We start from the raw sequence: 16,289 nt of genomic DNA, 5'->3' as shown, positions 1-16,289 counted from the left end.
TCGAAGAGAAAGAGGCGCGACAGTGCGCTCGTCGGCCGCAGGATTAGCCAGGGCCGTCGCTCGCGGCCGCGAGGAGCGGCACAAGGATGTCGCTGATCGGCGTCGGGATGCCACGAGCGCGGCCGCGACGCGCGATGACATCGTTGCGCACATCCCATTCCAGCGGCCGGCCGGCCTCGCGATCCGTGAGGATGGAGGTGCCCATGTCTGCGGGAGATGCCTGGAACTTGTCGAGGATTTCCCGCGGCACCTCGTCACCGAGTTGCGCGCCTTCGGCGCGGGCCACGGCCAGGCATTCCCGGAGATAGGCGAGGGCCAGCTCGGCGATGTCGGAGCGGCCGAACATGCCGGAGCGCCGGTGCGTGAGCGCCATGAGTCCGGCCACCGCGTTCTGCAGCAGCTTGCGCCAAGCCAGCGCGTGGAAGCTCGCCGACACTTCGACGCCGCACCGGGTGTCTTGCAGCATCTCGGCCACCACGCGGGCGTCCGACGTGTCCGGCAGGCTGAGGCGCATCTCCCCACGCAGACGCACCGAGCCATCGGGTTGCGCCTGTGCAGGGAACCACACGACCGCGGGAACGATTTTCCCGTGCGAGGCCTGGCGGGCGACGCGCTCCACTTGCTCCACGCCGTTTTGCAGTACGCACACCACCGTGTCCTGGCCGCACAACGCGGCGAGCCATGCGCCGGCGGCCTCGATCTGTGTCGTCTTGACCGCGAGAAGCACGAGGTCGACGGTGTGCCCGATCTGTGCGGGATCTACCCGGACCGGGCCGGGGACCGTCACGAGGCGATCGCCATCTTCCAACGTCAGGCGCTCGCGGAGTGTGCGGCCGCATAGCAACGGCGTGCGACCGACTTCGTGCAGGGCCACCGCGACGGCGGTGCCGATGGCCCCCGGACCCACAACGGCGATGGATGAATCGCTCGGTGCACTCATAAGACAGGCTCCTTTGAATTGCGTGTTCGGTGCCGTGCTTAGCAGGCTTGCACGGTCCGCGGTTGTTATGTAACATATTACTTAAGATGAATGATAATGGTAATGGAGTTTCAAGAGAAGCGCGATTGGTGCAGTGGATCGGAAGCATCCAGGCGCGCAGTGGCGACCTGGCCGCAAGCGAGGCCAAGGTGGTCGAGCTGCTGCTTGCTGATCCCTTGTTTGTCGGGGCGAGCACGACCGCCCAGGTGGCCGCCCGCGCCGGGGTCTCGCCGCCAAGCGTGGTCCGTGCCGCGCGTGCGATCGGGTTCAGCGGGTTCACCGAACTCAAGATCGAAATCGCTCGTGCACGCGGCACCGCGCAATTCTTCGCGCCCCCTGAGGTACTCGCGGTCGGTGCGACAACGGCCGCGGTGCTCGAGGCCTCGATCCGCGCAGGTGCCGACGCGCTGACCGCGCTCGGCGGTGCCATTGAACTGGCCGCGCTCGACCAAGCGGTGAGCACCATCCAGCGCGCGCGCCAGGTGATCGCATTCGGCGCCGGCCCGTCTGCGACGGTCGCCGCCGATGCGGTGTTCCGTTTGCGCGCGGTCGGCGTGACGACCATCGGTATCCAGGATCACCTGTCGGCGATGATCGCCACGCGCCTCCTCGGCCCCGGTGACGCCGTCATCGCCGTCAGTTCGACCGGACGCACGTCGACGACGCTGGCCATCGCCGACGCGGCGTCTTCTGCCGGCGCCTCGCTGATCGCCGTCACCAACCAATATGGCACGCCCCTGGCGACTCTCGCGGACGTCGCGCTGGTTGTCGGCGGCGCACCGCTGCCGGCCCAGATGGCTGCGGCTGGAAGTCGGTTGGCGCAGCTCGTGGTGATCGACGCACTGGTCGCGGCCCTCGCGTTGCGCGACCCGCAGCGCGGCCGCCGTGCGGAAAGGGCGGGCATCGACCTGCCCGATATCGGCTGATGCCGCCCGGCACCGTCGCGATGGTCCTCGCGGCAGCGGTCGCCCACGCGGCATGGAACCTGGCATCGAAGTTCAAGCGCGGTGATGCCGTGTTGTTCGTCGGCGCCTATACCTGTGCTTCGGCGCTGCTGTGCGTGCCGATCAGCCTTGCCTTCGGCGCCGGCGAGCAGCAGATGCTGGACTGGCGACTGTGGGCGGGTGCCACTTTCTCCGCCGTGTTGCACACCGCCTACTCGCTCACCTTGCAAGCCGGGTACGACCGCGCCGAGCTGGGCGTGGTCTATCCGGTCGCGCGTGGCACCGGACCGGTACTGACGATGCTCTTCGCGATCCTGCTTCTGGGTGAACGGCTCAGCACCGACGCGATGTTCGGCGCGTCGCTCGTCGTGGCAGGCATTCTCGTGGTCACTGGCAACCCGCTCAGCCGCGCAGGCCGCCGCCCGGTCCAGGGCTTGATCTGGGGGGCTGCGACGGGGGCGACCATCGCTGCGTATACGCTGTGGGACGGCTACTCGGTCATCGATCTGAACCTGGCGCCTGTGAGCTACTACGCCGCCACGCTGCTGGTGCAAAGCCTGATCCTGGCGCCCAGCGTGTTGCACCGACGCCGTCGCGCTCGCGCGGCCCTCCGTGCCGACGCCTTGCCGATCCTCATCGTGGCGGTGTTCTCTCCGCTCGCGTACATCCTGGTTCTCACCGCCATGCTCAAGGCGCCGGTGGCGCTCGTCGCGCCGCTGCGCGAGTCGTCGATCGTCATCGGCTCGCTCGTCGCGTGCATATGGTTCCGCGAGGGGCATCTCGAGCGCCGTCTCGCCGGCGTCGCGGTCGTGATGGCCGGAATCGCGGTCATCAGTCTTTGACGCTGTCTTCGAGGGGGCGCCGCGCGCGGTGGCAAGGTTTCATGGGCGATGACAGGTTGTCCGCCGCGACTGTCAGCGTGCTGAAAAGTGTTGCCGACGCGCAGGGAGGGCAGTGCGGCGCGCTGCCTCGCATCGCTGTTATCGGACGGAACGGATCCAGTTTCTGAAAAGCCTCACGGGGGCCTCTGCCGCTTTCAGCGGATCGCAGACCAAGTAGTAACCAGACTCCGTCCTGGCGACGTGATCCACGGCAACGACGAGCCGCCCGCTGCGCAGGTCCTCGTCGACGTAGGCGCGCTGGGCGATAGCAATCCCCAATCCATCAGCCGCAGCCTGGTAGCACAGCGCAGCATTCGCCATTGTGATTCCATGCAGGCTTGGGGAATCCACAAGTCCAGCCGAACGGAACCATAGTGACCAGGCTTCCGGGCGCATCATCGAGTGCAGCAGGTTGGCTTGCAGCAGGTCTTGAGGCGTAGTCAAATGCCCGGCCAGATTAGGTGCGCAGACGGGAAGAAATTCGTCGTCGAAGAGGTGGTCCAACTCGACATCGGCCCACTCTCCCATGCCATGACGGATCGCGCAATCAGCGCCCTCGAGCCGGATATCGTCGGCCATCGCGATCGTCGAAATCTCGAGATCGATGTCGGGGTATTGCGCGTAGAAACCGCGCAGGCGAGGTACCAACCAACGGATGGCAAGGCTCGGCGTCACTTTCAGGCGCAGCCGCTTGTCCGTCTGGAGATCGCCCACGTCAGCGAGCGCATCGTTCAGGCGGTCGAACGCGTCCGAGACGCGGTGGGCCAGTCGTCTGCCTACCGCGGTGAGCTCGATCTCGCGGCCAGATTTCTGAAACAGCTGCGCGCCCAGCCCGACCTCCAGCTGCTTGACTTGCTGGCTGACCGCACCGGGCGTCACATGAAGCACCTGAGCGGCGCGCGTGATCCCCTTGGCGCGGCACACTGCATCGAACACGCGCAGCGGGCCTAGGAGCGCACGGAGACTGTGCATCGTGACCAAAGTGAAGGCGCAGCGAACTCAGCGCTCGCCCGGACCCGCCGCTGCGGCCGTGCCGCTCGCGTGCCTGGCGGCCGGACGGTCCGTGAGGCAGAGCATTGCGGCCGCGACCAGCAGCCCCGCTGCCAGACAGAGCCACGAGACATAGCTGCCGGAAATGTCAAAGAGCCGTCCCGCGAGAAATGGCCCGATGCCGGCGCCGATGGCCACCGTGGCATAGACGCCCCCGAAGAGGGTGCTGTAGAGGTTCAGTGGGAATTTTCGGCTCACCAGATAGGCTGCGAGATCGAACTCTGCGCCGACCGCGAAGCCTGTCATGAGCAACCCCGGAAGCACCAGCGCCGGTTGGCCGGTTGCCAGAAGCAGCATGCCGGTGGCAGACAGCATGAAGAGCGTCGCTGACAAGCGCGCGGCATCGAACACGTCCAGAAGAAAGCCGGTGACGATCCGACCGACGATGACCGCGACGCCAAGGATGCTGGCGAGACCGGCGGCACGGTTCGGGGAAAGCCCCAGGTCGGTGAGCATCGGAACGACGTGCACGATCGTGCCGAAGATGCCGACCGAGCACAACAGGAAGACCGCGGCAATGCGGAAGAAGTGCGGGTCGGCCAGCGCCTTCAGATTATGTCCGGCTGAGGCACGGCGGCCCTCGTCTGCAGGGGCCGCATCCGCGCTCCGCAGGAAGTAGGCGATCAACGGCAAGAGTACAAGGACGACCGCCGCAAGGCCCAGGTAGGTGGCGCGCCATCCGAAATGGGTGATGGCCGGCGTGACGATCAGGGGAATCAGGATAGCCCCGACGCCCGTTCCGGTGATGGCGATGCCCAGCGCCAGTCCGCGTTGCCGAGAGAACTTGCCTACGAGGATCTTCGTGAAGGACAAGGGCGAGGTCGCGCCACCGAGCAGTGTCAAGACCGTGACCAGCGCCAGAAAACTGGCCAACCCTTGTGTCCAAACGCCCAAAAGCAGGAACGAGGTGGATAGGCCCATAAGGGAGAGCAGGGTGACGCGTCGCGCGCCGTACCGGTCGATCACCTGTCCGATGAACGGCGCCGCGCATCCGAGCAGCACGCTGCTGATCAGCGAGCCCAGGGACGCAGTGCCTCGGGTCCACCCGAACTCGGCGGCGAGCGGCTTCAGAAACAGACCTGAACTGTAGAAGTACAGCGATGAGACGCCGCTGGCCAAGCCAAGGAAGCAACCCAGGACGTAGCGCCAATGCTGCCGCAGTTCTGAAGGTGAACGAGGAGAGGGCGTCATGTGCGGATCCTTATGACGAAGTGAATGTGAACGGTGGAATGGCGCGGTCGTTACGCACGCCGAGAAGAACGTGCAGCAGCCTTGGCCTACACCGCGATCGAACGGAGCCGGTCGATCGGTGGCTTCAGTGCTTGACCGCGCCGAGTCATCAAAGATGCGCATTGCTGCACGAGCGTGGACCTTCCTTTTGGAGCGAATCGCGTTGAGCCACCGGCGAGTTCGTCTTCAGCACTTCTGGATGCCGATGGTGCGGTTGAGCAATGCCTCTTCGCCACTCAGCACCGCCGCAGACCCGGCGTAGGCGGTCAGTCCGCGTTCCAGCACGATCACGTTGTTGGAGAACTCGAGAACGACATCCACGTGCTGCTCCACGATGATGCAGCCCACGCCGAGCTGATCACTCATCCGGACGATGGCATCCATCAACTCCTCGCGCACCATCGGCGCCAGGCCTTCGAGCGGTTCGTCGAGCAATAAGATTCGCGGCTGCCCCACGAGTGCGCGTGCCACCGACAGCATTTGCTGCTCGCCGCCCGACAGCTGCGTGCCTCCGTTGCGTCGGCGCTCTTTGAGCCGAGGAAACAGTGCATAGATCGGTGGTAGGGCGACGCTTGCCGAGCGCCCCTGCAAGCCGGACAGCAGGTTCTCCTCGACTGTCAGCGAGGGGAAGATGTCGCGGCTCTGCGGAACGTAGCCGAGGCCGGCGCGCGAGCGTGCATAGGTGCTCGCGTTGCTGATGTCGGCGCCGCCGAAGTGGATGTGTCCCTTCATCAGGTCGGCCAGGCCCATGGCGGTCGCGAGCGTGGTGGTCTTGCCGGCGCCGTTGCGCCCGATCAGGCCGAGTCGCTCGCCTTCGCGCACGCTGAAGCTGAGATGCTCGAGCACCGGCAGGCCGCCATAGCCTGCGGTGACGTCGTCGAACCGGAGTTCAGTGGTGGGCTGGGGCATGACCGTCTCGTCCGAAATAGATTTGCTTGACTTGCTCGTTGGCAGCGACTTCCTGTGGCGTTCCTTCGACCATCACCGCACCGGCGACCAGCACGATGATGTGCGACGCGAACCGGAACACCAGGTCCATGTCGTGCTCGATCAGCAGTACCGACAGATCCTTCGGCAGGCGCGCAATGGCTTCCATGATGCGGCCGCCTTCGCCCTGCGGCACGCCTGCGCCCGGTTCATCGAGCAGCAGCACCTGGGGCCGCATCGCGAGTGCCAGGGCAATTTCCGCGAGCCGTTGTTCTCCCAGTGCCAGTTGTCCCACCACACGGTTCGCATACGGGTGCAGGCCCAGCATGCCGAGCGTCTCGTCCACATCCTGCTGTACGCGCGCGGAACGCGAAGGCGAGGGCCACCACTGCATGGAGGCCCGATGCCGCTGCAGCACCGCGACCTTGACGTTGTCCGCCACGGTCAGTTCCTTGAACAGGCGGCTGATCTGGAACGTGCGGACGATGCCATTGCGCACGCGAGCGTACTGCGGCAACTGGACGATCGAGCGCCCGTCCAACTGGATGTCGCCCGACTGCGGGCGCAGGGCGCCGCTCAGCAGGTTGACCAGCGTCGTCTTGCCGGCGCCGTTGGGGCCGATCAATGCCGTGCGCGCGCCGTGGGGAAGCGACAGCGAGACGTTCTGCGTGACCGCGAGGCCGCCAAAGGAGTGACTCAGGTTGTGCGTCTGGAGCCGGTGAGTCATCGTGCCACCCCGCTACGGCGAGGCTGCCGGGCGTACGCCACGGCGCGGTCGAACAGCCCGATCAGCCCCTCGGGCAACACGATGAGGACGACGATCAGCATCGACCCGATGATGAACAGCCAGTGGTAGGGGTTCAGGGTCGATGCGATGTGATGAATGGTCATGTAGGCGACGGTGCCGAGCACGGCGCCCGACAGGCGGCGTGTTCCGCCCAGAACGATCATGACGACGACGCCTGCCGACGTCGAGAAGTCAAGCATGAAGAGATTGGCGACCTTGCTGGTCTGTGCCGTCAATGCGCCCGCCAGCCCCGCCACAATGCCGCCGACGGTGTAGACCGCCAGCAGGTGCAGGTAGACGCGGCCCCCCAGCGCCTGAACCCGTCCAGGGTCCTGGCGGATGGCCTTGGCCGTCAGGCCGAAAGGCGACTCCACGAGGTTCCTCAGCAGGAAGTACACGAGCACGAGTGCACCCAGGGCATAGAAGTAGCCCGTGTAGCTCAGGAAGCTGAACTCCCAGATGCCGAACAGCGGCGCGATGTTGAAACCGGCAAGGCCGTCGTCGCCGCCTGTGAGCCACCTCGCCCAGTTGGCCAGTTCGAGCAGCAGTTGGGCGACCGCGATGGTCAGCATGACCAGCGTGAGTTTGGTCGACCGCAGCATCACTGCGCCGCTTAGCACCGCGATCACTCCGCCGCCGAGCCCGCCGAGCAGCAAGCCGGCGATCGGGTCTGCCGTCAGGTACAGCGCCGTCCAGCCCGCGACGTAGGCGCCACTGCCGTACAGCGCGGCCTGGCCCAGGGTCGCAATGCCGGCCTGCCCCAGTACGAGACTCAGAGACAGCGCGAAGATCGACATGGTCGCCATGTTGGTCAGCAAGCCGAGGTCATGCGGAAACAGCACGAAGGCCAGCAGCCCCACCAGCAGCAGCACGAGTTCTCCGCGCAGCTGCATCCATGGGCGGGCGCGAGACGGTGCGGGCACTGCCCGCGGCGCAGTGACCGTGTTCATGCGTGCCTCCCGAACAGCCCTTGCGGCCGAACCAATAGGACGATGATCATCGTGAGGAAAAACGCAGCCGATGCGAGCTGCGGGACCATGTATTTCATCGAAGTTTCCACAATACCGAGCAGCAACGCTGCGAAGAATGAGCCGAAGAGATTTCCGTTGCCCCCGACGGCGACGACGGCCAGCAGGATCACCAGGTACTTGGACGCGTACGTCGACTCCATGGGCAGAAGTTCTGCACCAGCGATGCCGCCCAGTGCCGCAAGCGCTGCGCCCATCACGAAGGTGGCTGCGTAGATCTTCGTGGTGTCGATGCCGATCGCGCGTGCGATGGGCGCGTTGTCGACAGCGGCGCGCACCCGGATGCCGAAGGAAGATCTGTCCACCGTCAGCCAGAGCACGCAGACGACGACAAGCCCACAGCCCACGACGATTAGCCGATGCCGCGGGATGGAGCGGAAGCCCAGATCGACCGTGCCGTTGAAAAGCTCGGGCAGCGCCACGGATGTCACGGTGGAGCCGAACATCAGGTTCACCGCAGCCGTCGCCAGGAACATCAGCCCGATCGTCACCAGCATCTGGTCGAGATCGTCACGTCCATAGAAGCGCCGCAGCAGGATGCGCTCGAACAGCAGCGCAACAAGCCCGACCAGGGCGATGGCCAGCAGGAATCCCAGCCAGGCCGGCACCCCCAGGCGTTGCGGAATGGTGGCTGCAAAGAAGCCGCCGAGCATCGCGAAGGCGCCATGCGCCAGGTTCACCACCCGCATGAGGCCCATCGTCATCGACAGGCCCACTGTGATCATGAAGAGGATCATCGCGTAGGCGATCCCGTCGATCAGAATGCTGCTCAGGAGCGAGAGAGACATGCTGCAGGCTCTGCGTTACTTGGACACGTTCTGGGTGCGGCCGTAATCGGGCTGCATCTCGAACGTGCGGAATTCGCGGTTCACGAAGCGCCCTGACGGGTCTTTCTCGACCACGCGCATGTAGACGTTTTGCACGAACTCGCGGGAAGTCGGGTCGATCTTCACCGGGCCTCGCGGACTCTCCCACGCGTACCCCTTGGCGCTGGCGAGCGCCTTGACCCCATCGCGCTGCCCATCGGTGGCCTGGACCATGCGATAGATCACGTGGAGGCCGTCGTAGGCGTTGGCGAGCTGAACGGTCGGAATAGCCTTAGGTGCAACCTCGCCGAATGCCTTGATGAGGGCGTTGTTCAGCGCCGAGTTGTGCGTGGCCGAATAGAACATGCCGGTCTCGATGCCGAGAAGCTCTGGGCCGATGGCCCGCAGCTGGTCCTCATCGGTCTCGGCGGTGCCGAGAAAGCGCACGCCGGCAGTTCTGAGGCCGGCCTCGTTGTAGGCCTTGACCATCGCATAGGTCGAAGGGCCACCCGGGGCGAAGACGTAGAGGGCATCGGGCTTGAGCGCCTTCACGCGCTGCATCAGCGGACCGAAATCGGTTGTCTTCAACGGCGCGCGGATGGCCTCGAGCAGCTTGCCGCCGCCGCCGATGAAGGCCGTGGTGAAGGATTTCTCGGCGTCCAGGCCAGGACCGAAGTCGCTAACCAGCGTGACGACATTGCGGACGCTTTTCTCGAGCGCGTACTTGGCCACGGGCACCGCCATCTGCGGCAGGGTGTATGAAGTGCGCAGCAGGAAGTCAGACTTGTCGAGCAGCGACGACGTGGATGCATTGAAGATCACGACCGGTACTTTGGCCTCCTGCGCTAGCGCAGCCACGGCCAGGGTGTCGGGCGTGAAGTAAAGGCCAGCGATGTACTGCGCACCTTCCTTGACGATCAGTTCCTGTGCCAGCGCCTTGGCCTGCGCAGGGTTGATCTCGGGAAGGTCGCGGTAGACGACTTCTATCGTGTGCTTGCCCACGGTCGTGCCGTTGAGCTTCTGATAGGCCTTGGTCGCACCCTCCCAGGTTTGCCCCACGACCGAAAACGGCCCGGACATCGGCGCGATGACGCCCACCTTGATGACGTCGGCACGGGACTGAAAGGAGATCGTCGCGAGGGAAACCGCCAGGGCGGCAACAAATTTGATGGTCATTGTTCTATCCGGGTAGTGGGGCGTGGCCGGTGCAGTGAGCACCGGAGGGTCGAATGAGTTGGCGGAGCTCCGAACGGCGTATCAGACCGGCGCGATGTCTGCTGCCTTGCCGGTCGCTTCGAGGGCGACGTCGCGGGCCATCAAGGTCGCGTATTTCTGATTCATGTCGAACAGGTTGGCGTCGTGGGCCTGCAGCGAACGGTCGCCCACGCAGTCGGTCACGACGAGCGGGCGGAACCCGTGGCACATCGCGTCGACCACGCTGGCGCGCACGCAGCCGCTTGTCGTGCACCCGGCAATCAGTAGCGTGCGTACGCCGCGCAGGGACAACCAGGCGGCCAGCGAAGTCCCAAAGAAGGCCGAGGGGCTGGTCTTGCGCAGCACCAGTTCCCCGGCCTCCGGCTGCAGTTGAGGCACGATCTGGCTTTCCGGCGCATCCTCACGCAAGGCAAGGATGGGGGGCACCTTGAGCGCGAAGATGTTGGCGTCGGCACCATCGTCCTGGTACACCACCCGCGTGTGCACGATCGGCCATTGGCGCTGTCGCGCTTTGTCGAGAAGCCCGCGTGTGCTTTCGATCGCGTCGGCGATGTTGCCGCCACCGAAGGTGAGCGGATCGGCGAAACCATTGACGAAGTCGATGATCAGCAGGCCGTAGGGCGCCAGCGGCGCGACGGCATTGCCGAATCCTTGCTTCTGGTAGATAGCCTGATCGAAGCTCATTGGAAGGCCTCGTCGATCACCTTGCCGTCGCGGACCACGACGGTGCCGTCCAGCGCCACCGTGCAATTGCGCAGCGGAATGTCGAGGTGGCAAGGCGTGGTGCGGGAGCCACCAGCCTCGTTGTTCGGGCCCAGGGAAAACAGGAAGTTGCCTTCGAACGCGCGCGCATCTTGACCAGTTGTCGCCTCGCGGTCCATCAGCGACAACGTGTGCCAGTAGCAACGGGGCTGCATTCCCCAGCCGATGTGCGCGATAGCGTAGGCTTCGGGATCCTTGTAGGCCTCCATAAACTCGCGCAGCATGGCGGCATCGACATCACCTTCAATGCTGCGCACGAAACCGTCGCGCAAGTTCAATGTGATCTTGTCCGAGACGTAGTTCCTCTGTGGCAGTAGGATGTCGCCGCGATCGATCACGATGGTTCCGTCGCTGCCGCCTTCGTTGGCGAAAGTGAAGAGGAAGCCGCTCGGCCAGTGGTCCCAGCGCCCGGGTTCCTCGCAGAAACCGTACTCCGTGATGACGGGAAATTCGCCGAGCTGGAACGTCACATCCGTTCCAGCCGCCGACGTCACGTGCATCTTTTTAGCCTTTTTGAGAAGCTTCGATGCATCCAAGACGCGCTTGCGATCGTCCTCAGTAGGAATCGCTCGCACCAGTACCTCGGGCGGCTCCGCGACCAAAAGAATCTTTGTTCCGGACTCTAGAATTTCCAGTTGCTCTGGAGAGAACAGGAGAACCATCAAGTCAAGGACGAGATCGCTATTTTTCATTGCAGCGAGTGCGACTGGATTGTTCGTGAGCGGTGTTTCACCCAGATAGTTCATCCGGTCGCGGCTGGTTGCTTTCTCCGCGTTGATGGGTTGCAGCTCGATCCGGGTCACGATCGCGCCCGCGGCCTGCGCGGCGATCGTCGCCGTCTGGAGTGTCTGCGGGTGTGTGTGGGGGCCGCACAGAATGGAGACGGTCTGGCCGCGCTCCACTTTGCTGAGCTTCAGGACTTCGTCCCACGCCCTGATCATCTGATAGTCGCTGACTGCCATCTTTTTTCCTTTCGAGTGAGTGTCAGAACTGAAGCAGCGCCAGGTCTTCCGGGCTGCCCAGCTTGAAGAGCCGGCGCGCATTGCCATGGCACACCTGTGCCCGCGTCTTGTCGTCCAGCGGGGCGGCTTCGATGAAGTCACAGGCCTCGGCGGTCGACTCGTAGGGGTAGTCCACCGAGAAGAGCACGGCCTGTGCCCCGAGCTCGCCAATGGCGCCCAGCAACGCCGGTGCGGAGCACACGCCCGACGTGGTGATCAGGATGTTGCTGCCGATGTACTCGCTGGGCTTGCGCGCCAGCGTGATGCCCGATGGATACGCGGCGAAGCGGCTGTCGATGCGCCAGCGCTGGTACGGCAGGGCCTCGCCCATGTGGCCCAACACCAGGGTCAAGCGCGGGAAGCGGTCGAACACCCCGCCGAACAGCAGGCGCAACGCATGGCCCGCTGTCTCGACGCCCCATCCCCAGGCTGCGCCCTGGAGCACCGGCATGCCTTCGAGCAGAGCCGGTGCTTGGCTGAACGCGTTGGGATGCAAGTAGATGGGTACGCCTAGCGCCTCTGCGCGCTCCCAGAACACATCGAATGCGGCACCTTCGTAATATCGGCCGAGGGTGTGGCCGTTGATCATCGCGCCCTTGAAACCGTGTTCGACCACGGTGCGCTCCAGCTCCTTGGCCGCGGCGGCCGGATCCTGCATGGCCACGTGGGCGAAGGCACCGAAGCGCTGCGGATGGCGCGAGACACGTTCGACAAGGAACTCGTTGTTCTCGCGCGCCCGGCGGATGGCGGTGTCGCGATCCACCTCGGCCTGTACGCCGGGCATGGTCTGCGATAGCACGACGTACTCGATGTTGCCTGCGTCCATTTCCGAGAGGCGCTGGTCGTCGAAGTCGGTCAGCCGAGCGTCGAGCTTGGCGACGAATGCGGCGGGAAGCGCCCGCGTGTAGGGGGAGGAGTACGCGTCGAACCCTGGGGCCGAGAAGTGCTCTTCCAGTGCGATTTTGGGAGTTTGTTTCATAGTCTTCCTGGGTGGCCTCAGACCGGGTACGCCAAGGCGGTGTCGAGAATTTCGGTGTCGTGGATCACTTCACGGCTGGCAAGCAGCAGCCGGTCGCCTTCGCGCACGAAGCGGTCGTGGTAGACCCCGGCCAGATGCACCGTCGATGGGCCCTCCACAAGGGTCTGCATGAGGATGAAGGGCGTCTGGGAACTGATCGTGTTTTCCGTCTCTTCCAGTACGCGGGCAATCCCCAGCACATGCAGCATGTGCCGCGGCGCGAACATCTGCGAGTGCGCGACGGCGAGGGCGCGGTCGATGATCATGTCCAGGCCTTCGCAGTAGATGAGTCCCACGGGCATGTTCAAGAGCGCGTTCTGGCGCGATGTCACGCGGTACGTCGCTTCCTGGCTGAAGAAGTCCGGCCAGCGTTCCACGTCGTTCGCATCCAGGACCGCGCAGTACTCGACGTGAAACGACTCGATCTCGGCGCGCAGTTCGGCCGCGCGTCGCGGCGAGATGGTGGTCTTGGCGTAGGCGAGGCGATCCTTCATGCTGCTTTCTCCGCGACACGGACATCCATCACGTCCCGGTAATACTGGTAGAGGGAGCGGATGCAGGACTCGGAGATGAGATTGCGTGTCGTGCCCTGGTGGCCGGCATCAAGCTTCACGACGTTGTTGTCCGTGGAAGAATTGCGCAGGCCTTCCTGCACGAACTTCAAAGCCTCGTTGTCCTCGAGGCCCAGGAAGCCGGCCGGGCCCATGAGGTTGCCCTGGCGAAGGCGGTGCCGTGTCATCTCCGGCGTGTCGTCCTCGTACCCGAACATCGTCCACTGCATCACCATGCTGTTCGGGCCGTTCGGAATGATCTGGCGCACGCCCATCGTGTTCATCTGGCGCTGCACGATGAGGTTCGGCCACATGGTCATCATGTTGGCGGACCAGGGCGACTTGAACTCTCGCACGTAGTCGAGGAACCGTTCGTCGCGCAACCGAAGGTTGTCGCTGAAGGAGCGCATCTGCGCCTTGTCGTCGTCGGCGACCGTAGCGTAGATCTCGTCCGGCTTGGCCGACGCCATGAAGCCGTGCCGGCCATGCACCTTGTCCGCAAAGACGATCGACTTGATGCCGGGGACCAGCAGACCGAACACCACGAGAAACGAATGCAGCAGCGTCGCGTGGTACGGATCCTTGAGGTTCTCGTGGTACATCTTCCAGTTACACGGGAGCTCGTTGCGGCAGTAGCCGAGAATCTTTAGCTTCTTGCCCGAGAACGGAACGTCGAACTCCTCGACGATCTCCTTCGTCATGTACTCCTCCAGCGGAGGGGTCTTGTCGGAGTAGGTGGCAAACACCACGCCGTTGCGGGTGGCTACGCGCAGCTGGCGGGTGCCGTGGTCGGCGTTCTTGAAGTCCGCCGGCATGCCGCCCACCTTGTTGATGCCACGCTTGAACGGGACCCCCTGCAGGTTGCCCTTGAGGTCGTATGACCACTGGTGGTAGGGGCAGACGAACTCCTTCGTGTTGCCCTGGCTGGCGCGACAGAACTCCGCGCCGCGATGGGCACAGCGGTTTTCGAAGACGGAGATCGTGTCGTCCTCCGCGCGCACGATCACGACGGCCGTGGCGCCCACATAACCACGCTTGTAGTCGCCGGGGTTGGGAATCTCCGCTTCCAGGGCGACAAAGTTCCAGGTGTCCCCCCGAAAGATGCGCTCGATCTCCTGGTCATAGTTCGCCTGGCTGGTGTAGACCCAGTCCGGAATGTTGTTCATGGCGTCCGCGGGCCAGACGCATTGCTCCAAGGGCGGATTCTTCCGGGCATTCGTGATGCCGATGACCGCCTGCGATTGATACATGAAAGCTCCTTAGCTTTGAGAGAGGTGGTTTAAGTGGTGGTCGCGACGTCGGCTTGCATCTGCTTGGCCCATGTGCGAAGGTTGGTAGCGTCCAGTGCGAAGTCGTCCCACTGCACGCGCCGCCCGCGTTCGAAGAGCGGGCGAACGGCCCGCAGATCGGCGCCTGCGTTGATTGCGACGCCGTGCACCGGCACGCCGTCCCGATGGCCGATCCATAGCACCTTGTCGTTGGCCGGGCTACCACGGCGCACGTATTCCAGATCGCTGGCCGGCAGGCCCAGCATCTGGATGTTGTGTTTGCCCTGGTCAGTCCAGAACCACGGCACCGCGGGTGCGGGAAGAGGCAGGCCGAGCATGGCGGCAGCGGCAGTGCGCCCCTGCTCGTTCGCGTTCTGCCAGGATTCAAGGCGCGTCGGCGCCGCCTGTCCGGCACGGCGCTGGCTGGTGCAGTCGCCGCATGCGAACACGTGTGCGTTGCTCGTGCGGCAAGACGCGTCGACCAAAATGCCGCTGCCTGCTGCCGTCTCCAGCCCCGCATCGCGGGCCAGCGCGTCGTTCGGAGACAAGCCGATGGCGATGACCACCTCGTCCACTTCGAGATCGCCGGTGCTGGTGCTCAAGCGCAACCGGCCTTGCGGCAATGAATGGACGCCACTGCAGGAAGCGCCGAGCAGGAGCCTGGCGCCCGCTGCGTGCAACTTCGCTTCGAGCCATTCAGACGCCTGCGGCGGCACGAAGCGATCTAGCAGTGATGGCGCGCGTTCGAGCACCGTCACCGAGGCGCCCGCGGACAGCGCCGAGTTTGCGACCTCGAGGCCGAGGAATCCACCGCCAAGAACCGCGACCTGCGGCTTTGCCTGGAGTGCGGTGCGCAGCCGATGCGCGTCGTCCAGCGTGCGGATGTAGTGCACGCCCGCGCGGCCGGCCGGCACGCACGCCAGCGTGGTGGCCTCACCGCCGGTGGCGATCAGGCAGGACTCGTACGCGAGTATCCGCCCGTCCGCAAGACGGACATGCTGCCGCTGGAGATCCAGTGCAACCGCTTCGCTGCCGCTCAGCAGTTCGACGTCGCTGCGTGTCCAGGCGTCGTCGGTGAGCACGTCGAGCCTGGGCGCCTCCGCAGCCACCAGGACGGCCTTCGACAACAGAGGGCGCTCATACGGCCTGTGGCGCTCCCGGCCCACCATCGTGATGCGCCCGCTATAGCCGTGCTCGCGCAGGGCGTGTGCCGCAACGGCCGCCGACTGGCCCGCACCGACGATGACGATGCCGCGCGATGTCATTTGCCAGCGGGCGACAGCACGTAGATGTGATCGCCCTCCCGCTTTACGGTGTGGGTGCGCAGGTCCACGGTGGCCGGCGCGCACATCGCCTTGCCCGTGCGAATGTCGAAGCGGGCCTGGTGCAGCGGGCATTCGACACAACCGTCTTCCACGTAGCCCTCCGACAGCAGCGCGGTGGCATGAGTGCACATGCTGTCGGTGGCAAAGAATTCGTCGTCGATCCGGTACAGCGCAACCCCATAGCCAGCGACATCGACGGTCTTCGCTTCATCGTTGCTCAGCTCTTGCGCCGAGGCGACCTTGATCCAATCCATGGGCTTCTATCCTGTCGTTCAGAGAACTGAAATAAATACTCAGTGAACTGGCATATTAGGGCGGCCGAATTCTTTTTTCAAGTGCGGGTTTGTACTTGTTGGACTTGCACCAGAGTGGACGGAGATGCCTGTGTGAAAAGTTCGGACACAGTGCGTATAGGCGCTAAAGTGCACCGAATCAGGGAGATGGATGGATCAGGGTTTTCATCATCAACCACCGTCTTCACGCGCGTGACAAGCAGGCCTATACTTATGAACGTGTA

17 protein-coding genes are annotated in these 16,289 nt (G+C 64.5%); 2 read left to right on the top strand and 15 right to left on the bottom strand.

Annotated features, from left to right (window positions below):
- Positions 1–43 precede the first annotated feature (43 nt).
- Entirely contained in the window at positions 44–940 is an 897-nt protein-coding gene (locus C4F17_RS28090) for an oxidoreductase (protein ID WP_106937798.1), read from the bottom strand.
- Between the two features lie 86 nt (positions 941–1,026).
- Here C4F17_RS28090 and C4F17_RS28085 point away from each other — a divergent pair, with 86 nt between their 5' ends.
- Positions 1,027–1,905 (top strand): MurR/RpiR family transcriptional regulator, encoded by an 879-nt coding sequence (locus C4F17_RS28085; protein WP_081270300.1) that lies wholly within the window; start codon positions 1,027–1,029, stop codon positions 1,903–1,905.
- Positions 1,905–2,765, top strand: coding sequence for an EamA family transporter (locus C4F17_RS28080; protein WP_106937797.1), 861 nt, complete (start codon positions 1,905–1,907; stop codon positions 2,763–2,765). Before C4F17_RS28085 ends, C4F17_RS28080 begins: the two co-directional genes overlap by 1 nt.
- A gap of 138 nt (positions 2,766–2,903) precedes the next feature.
- Here C4F17_RS28080 and C4F17_RS28075 read toward each other — a convergent pair whose 3' ends face one another.
- From C4F17_RS28075 to C4F17_RS28010, 14 genes are all read right to left on the bottom strand, one after another.
- Positions 2,904–3,740, bottom strand: a complete 837-nt coding sequence (locus tag C4F17_RS28075; protein WP_234383115.1) for a LysR substrate-binding domain-containing protein — start codon at positions 3,738–3,740, stop codon at positions 2,904–2,906.
- Between the two features lie 63 nt (positions 3,741–3,803).
- Entirely contained in the window at positions 3,804–5,045 is a 1,242-nt protein-coding gene (locus C4F17_RS28070; RefSeq protein WP_106937795.1) for an MFS transporter, read from the bottom strand.
- Positions 5,046–5,270: 225 nt separating this feature from the next.
- Complete coding sequence (locus C4F17_RS28065; protein ID WP_081270296.1) at positions 5,271–5,993, bottom strand: ABC transporter ATP-binding protein; 723 nt, start codon at positions 5,991–5,993, stop codon at positions 5,271–5,273.
- The gene (locus C4F17_RS28060) at positions 5,974–6,738 is read right to left on the bottom strand and encodes an ABC transporter ATP-binding protein (RefSeq protein WP_081270295.1); all 765 of its coding nucleotides are present in this window, start codon (positions 6,736–6,738) and stop codon (positions 5,974–5,976) included. The genes C4F17_RS28065 and C4F17_RS28060 overlap by 20 nt, the downstream gene beginning before the upstream one ends.
- Positions 6,735–7,748: a branched-chain amino acid ABC transporter permease gene (locus C4F17_RS28055; RefSeq protein ID WP_081270294.1), complete on the bottom strand. Its 1,014-nt coding sequence runs from the start codon at positions 7,746–7,748 to the stop codon at positions 6,735–6,737. The genes C4F17_RS28060 and C4F17_RS28055 overlap by 4 nt, the downstream gene beginning before the upstream one ends.
- Positions 7,745–8,614 carry a branched-chain amino acid ABC transporter permease gene (locus C4F17_RS28050; RefSeq protein ID WP_081270293.1) on the bottom strand — a complete coding sequence of 290 codons (870 nt, stop codon included), beginning with the start codon at positions 8,612–8,614 and terminating at the stop codon, positions 7,745–7,747. Before C4F17_RS28050 ends, C4F17_RS28055 begins: the two co-directional genes overlap by 4 nt.
- Positions 8,615–8,629: 15 nt before the next feature.
- A complete protein-coding gene (locus C4F17_RS28045) occupies positions 8,630–9,808 on the bottom strand; it encodes an ABC transporter substrate-binding protein (RefSeq protein ID WP_081270292.1) in 1,179 nt (392 codons plus the stop codon).
- Between the two features lie 81 nt (positions 9,809–9,889).
- Positions 9,890–10,531 carry an isochorismatase family protein gene (locus C4F17_RS28040; RefSeq protein WP_081270291.1) on the bottom strand — a complete coding sequence of 214 codons (642 nt, stop codon included), beginning with the start codon at positions 10,529–10,531 and terminating at the stop codon, positions 9,890–9,892.
- On the bottom strand, positions 10,528–11,571 hold the full coding sequence (locus tag C4F17_RS28035) for a 2,5-dihydroxypyridine 5,6-dioxygenase (RefSeq protein WP_081270290.1): 1,044 nt from the start codon (positions 11,569–11,571) through the stop codon (positions 10,528–10,530). The genes C4F17_RS28040 and C4F17_RS28035 overlap by 4 nt, the downstream gene beginning before the upstream one ends.
- Positions 11,572–11,593: 22 nt before the next feature.
- A complete protein-coding gene (locus C4F17_RS28030) occupies positions 11,594–12,589 on the bottom strand; it encodes an amidohydrolase family protein (protein WP_106937794.1) in 996 nt (331 codons plus the stop codon).
- 17 nt (positions 12,590–12,606) lie between these two features.
- Positions 12,607–13,122 (bottom strand): aromatic-ring-hydroxylating dioxygenase subunit beta, encoded by a 516-nt coding sequence (locus tag C4F17_RS28025; RefSeq protein ID WP_081270288.1) that lies wholly within the window; start codon positions 13,120–13,122, stop codon positions 12,607–12,609.
- Positions 13,119–14,429, bottom strand: a complete 1,311-nt coding sequence (locus tag C4F17_RS28020; protein ID WP_081270287.1) for an aromatic ring-hydroxylating oxygenase subunit alpha — start codon at positions 14,427–14,429, stop codon at positions 13,119–13,121. Before C4F17_RS28020 ends, C4F17_RS28025 begins: the two co-directional genes overlap by 4 nt.
- A gap of 29 nt (positions 14,430–14,458) precedes the next feature.
- Positions 14,459–15,712 (bottom strand): NAD(P)/FAD-dependent oxidoreductase, encoded by a 1,254-nt coding sequence (locus C4F17_RS28015; protein WP_081270286.1) that lies wholly within the window; start codon positions 15,710–15,712, stop codon positions 14,459–14,461.
- On the bottom strand, positions 15,709–16,026 hold the full coding sequence (locus C4F17_RS28010; RefSeq protein WP_081270285.1) for a non-heme iron oxygenase ferredoxin subunit: 318 nt from the start codon (positions 16,024–16,026) through the stop codon (positions 15,709–15,711). The genes C4F17_RS28015 and C4F17_RS28010 overlap by 4 nt, the downstream gene beginning before the upstream one ends.
- Positions 16,027–16,289 lie beyond the last annotated feature (263 nt).

Origin of the sequence: Variovorax sp. PMC12, assembly GCF_003019815.1 — a bacterium.
GTDB lineage: Bacteria > Pseudomonadota > Gammaproteobacteria > Burkholderiales > Burkholderiaceae_C > Variovorax.
The sequence above is the reverse complement of the archived record's forward strand: the minus strand, read 5'-3'. Positions and strand labels throughout refer to the sequence as shown.